Origin of the sequence: Propionivibrio sp. (assembly GCF_029255185.1) — a bacterium.
GTDB lineage: Bacteria > Pseudomonadota > Gammaproteobacteria > Burkholderiales > Rhodocyclaceae > Propionivibrio.
Window position 1 is genome coordinate 1 of the sequence record NZ_JAPUVO010000032.1, and the last position, 3,089, is coordinate 3,089.

The following is a 3,089-nucleotide window of genomic DNA, read 5'->3' on the forward strand; positions in this document are numbered from 1 at the left end:
AGTCCGGCGGCAAACTCCCCGCCTTCCTCGGCCGCCGCTATGAGAGCCGGAGCATAAGGCTCTGACGACACTGGCCCGTCTTGGCGCAAGGCGGGCTTGCACCGTCCATGAACAGGGAACGGGCGTCAGCGTTCCGGCAGCGGTTTTACAGCCGGAACGGCATAAAAATTTAAGACAGCGCCCGCGCTGTTAATTTTTAGCTAATACTTTCCTGTTACGTTTAGCTACAGTTCTCGTATAATTTGCCGCAAATCTGAGATATGGGCGCAGTGCCTGCTGGGATTGACGCAACACCACACCACAAAAGGAGATCTCCTAATGACTCATCAACGCATCGCCCGCCAAACGCGGGGCTTTACCTTGACGGAAGCCGCGATTGTGCTCGGGATCGTCGGTTTGATCCTCGGCGCCATCTGGGTGGCCGCCGCTTCGGTTTACGCCAACCTACGCGTTAAGCAGACTTCGGAACAAATCCTGACCATCGCGCAGGCTGTCAGGGCGTTGCATGCTACTTCGACAACGATACCTGCGGGCATTAACGCGCTTGACGTTGCACGGGCTGGCGGCATTCCGAAGGATATGCTTGACGACGCCCTCAACCCGACCACTGTTACGGATGTTTGGGGTGGTGCCGTAAACATTCTGCGGGGAACGCAAGTGGTCGCGGGCGATTCTTTCGGCATTTCTTTTGCTCGTGTGCCGCAACAACCGTGTGTTGATCTTGCCGTGAGAAACAGCGGTGCGGGTCGTGATGCTGGCCTGCTCGGCATTGCCAACGCATTGGCTTATGCGACGGCGTTCCCGATGGATGTCACCACTGCGGTTGGCGTTTGCCCGATTACGGCCGTCGCAGGCAACACGATTGTGTTCACCTTCCGCCTGCGTGCGTAATCGGTTGAATTACGTCTAAGTCAACAAGCGAAAGGCGGGGACTCACCTCCCCGCCTTTTTCTTTTTCGGGGATGGCATGAAGCGGGGAGCGCGGATAAATTGGGCGATGATTTTCGTCGCGCCGGTGGTCGGGGTCGGGATCCTTGTCGGCTTGTGGCTGGCGGTGGCGGCGGGGCGGGAGAATATCCTGCTGGCGCAGGCCACGGATCAGATTCTGGGCATCGTCGATGTGGCGCGGGATCAGAAGACGCCTACCGATGCTGGCGGCGAGACGGCGACAAAAATTCTCGTGGATCGGCTCGTCGGCTTGAATATCGTGCGCGTAAGCCCATCAAGTGGGGACATCCAGCGCGGCATGTCGAATCCTTGGGGCGAGTCGCTCAGGCTGTTCGTCGCGCCCGAACGGCAGACGGTGCGGATCGAAACCCGCGTCAAGCCGCATACCTGCCGCCGCCTGTTGCAATTCTATGGGCATGATCCCGCCGCCTTGGGGGTACAGGATTTCGCCGTGCGTGATGGGGCGTTGGCAGCCTCCGCCGTATGGCTCTCGTTTTACGGCACGATGCCGCCCAAGCCTTTGGACGCCACGGCCATCGCACGGGGATGCGGGCAGGATGCTTGGGTGTTCTTGGCGCTGACCTTCGGTTTGCGGCATTAGGCGACATCGTCAGGTCAGCCGATAGCCGCACCAGAAAATTCCCACGGCCTTCTCCACGTCGTCATTCCGGAGAAACTTTCTTTTCGACTTCGTAGAAGGCGAAAGAAAGTTTAATCCGGAATCCCGGTTGGTTTCTTCGCCACTTGGAAAACAAAGTGAAACGGGATTCCGGATGCCATTTTCTTTCGTCCCGAGAGGGACGCAAGAAAATGTCTCCGGAATGACGACGCGGAGAGGACTTGGGGATTTTTTGGTACGACTATAGGCTGGGGCGGCGGCAAATGTGTGGGTGTTGTGCTTCAACGGTTAATGCGCGGGCAAAGTTCCTGCCCCACAAAATGCCTTGGCTTCAAACTATTCGTCGCGCTACTCTGCAACGAATCATTGCGCTTCAACCCTGTGCCAGCCGTGTGACGCCGCGAAGATGGCGGCACGCAGGGCGCGACGGAAGCGCGTGGTCGTCAAGAACGGGACGGAGAGGGGCTCGTGGGCAACAACAGCCAATTGCAGAACATTCATGTTCTGATCGTCGATGACGAGAAGATGATCCAGCGTCTGGTCTATGACGTGCTGGCGCAGCTCGGCTTTCGCCAGATCACGGTGGCGAGCAGCGGCAGGCAGGCGATCCATCTGGTGGCGACAAAGCCGTTCGATTTCATCATCACCGACTGGCGGATGCAGGATCTGGACGGCATCGACCTGGTCGAGTTCGTCCGCAAGTCGCCCGAATCGAAATGTCCGCACGTTCCGGTGATTCTGCTGACCGGAAATACCGAGGCGCACTATGTGGTGCGGGCGCGGGACGCCGGCGTGAACGAATATATCATCAAGCCGTTCGCCGCCGAACAATTGGTCCGGCGCATCCGCGCCGTCATCGAAAAGCCGCGTCCTTTCGTGGTGACCAAGACCTATCGCGGTCCCGACCGCCGCCATCAAGACTTGCCGCCGCCCGACGGCAAAGAGCGCAGAAAACAGCGGCACAGACCAGAGCCATCCGAATCATAATAACGAACGCCTGAAGGGGAAAGCCGATGGCCGATCCGATCGAAACCGACGACGTCAAGATTTTCGCGCCCGACAAAAGCCTGCTGATCAAGATTGGCGTAGCCAATCTCGACCACCTGCTGTCACCCCAAGTCGTGGCGTCGGCGCAGTCCGTGATCGAGCATAGCGCCGACCAGTTCCTCACGGCCTGCCTTCACCATCTGGCTGAAATCGACAGACTTGCCGCCGCGCTACAGCAGACGCCGAACGATACCGGCAAACTCTTGCCGTCACTGGTTCAGGAGGCGTTCGAGATGAAGGTAAAGGCCGGCATGGGCGGCTATGAGCTGGCCTCGGCGCTGGCCAAGTCGCTGCATCTTTATTGCGAACAGATAGGGCCGAACATGATTTCGCAACGCAACTTCGAAATCATCGCCTGGCATGCAACGAGCGTCAGAACGGTTCTGCATCAACGCCTGAAGGGCTCCACCGGCGCCACCGGCGCCGCGATCATGATGGAGTTAGACAAGCTGCAGTCGCTGTGGAAAGAGTGAGC

General features: G+C 58.7%; 4 protein-coding genes. All 4 read left to right on the plus strand.

The features are described from left to right. Positions 1-318: 318 nt before the first annotated feature. On the plus strand, positions 319-891 hold the full coding sequence (locus Q1J43_RS00495; protein WP_301100321.1) for a type 4 pilus major pilin: 573 nt from the start codon (positions 319-321) through the stop codon (positions 889-891). Between the two features lie 106 nt (positions 892-997). Further along, entirely contained in the window at positions 998-1,549 is a 552-nt protein-coding gene (locus Q1J43_RS00500) for a hypothetical protein (RefSeq protein ID WP_301100322.1), read from the plus strand. Positions 1,550-2,035: 486 nt separating this feature from the next. After that, complete coding sequence (locus Q1J43_RS00505) at positions 2,036-2,554, plus strand: response regulator (RefSeq protein WP_301100323.1); 519 nt, start codon at positions 2,036-2,038, stop codon at positions 2,552-2,554. Positions 2,555-2,580: 26 nt separating this feature from the next. Next, the gene (locus Q1J43_RS00510) at positions 2,581-3,087 is read left to right on the plus strand and encodes a hypothetical protein (RefSeq protein WP_301100324.1); all 507 of its coding nucleotides are present in this window, start codon (positions 2,581-2,583) and stop codon (positions 3,085-3,087) included. Positions 3,088-3,089 lie beyond the last annotated feature (2 nt).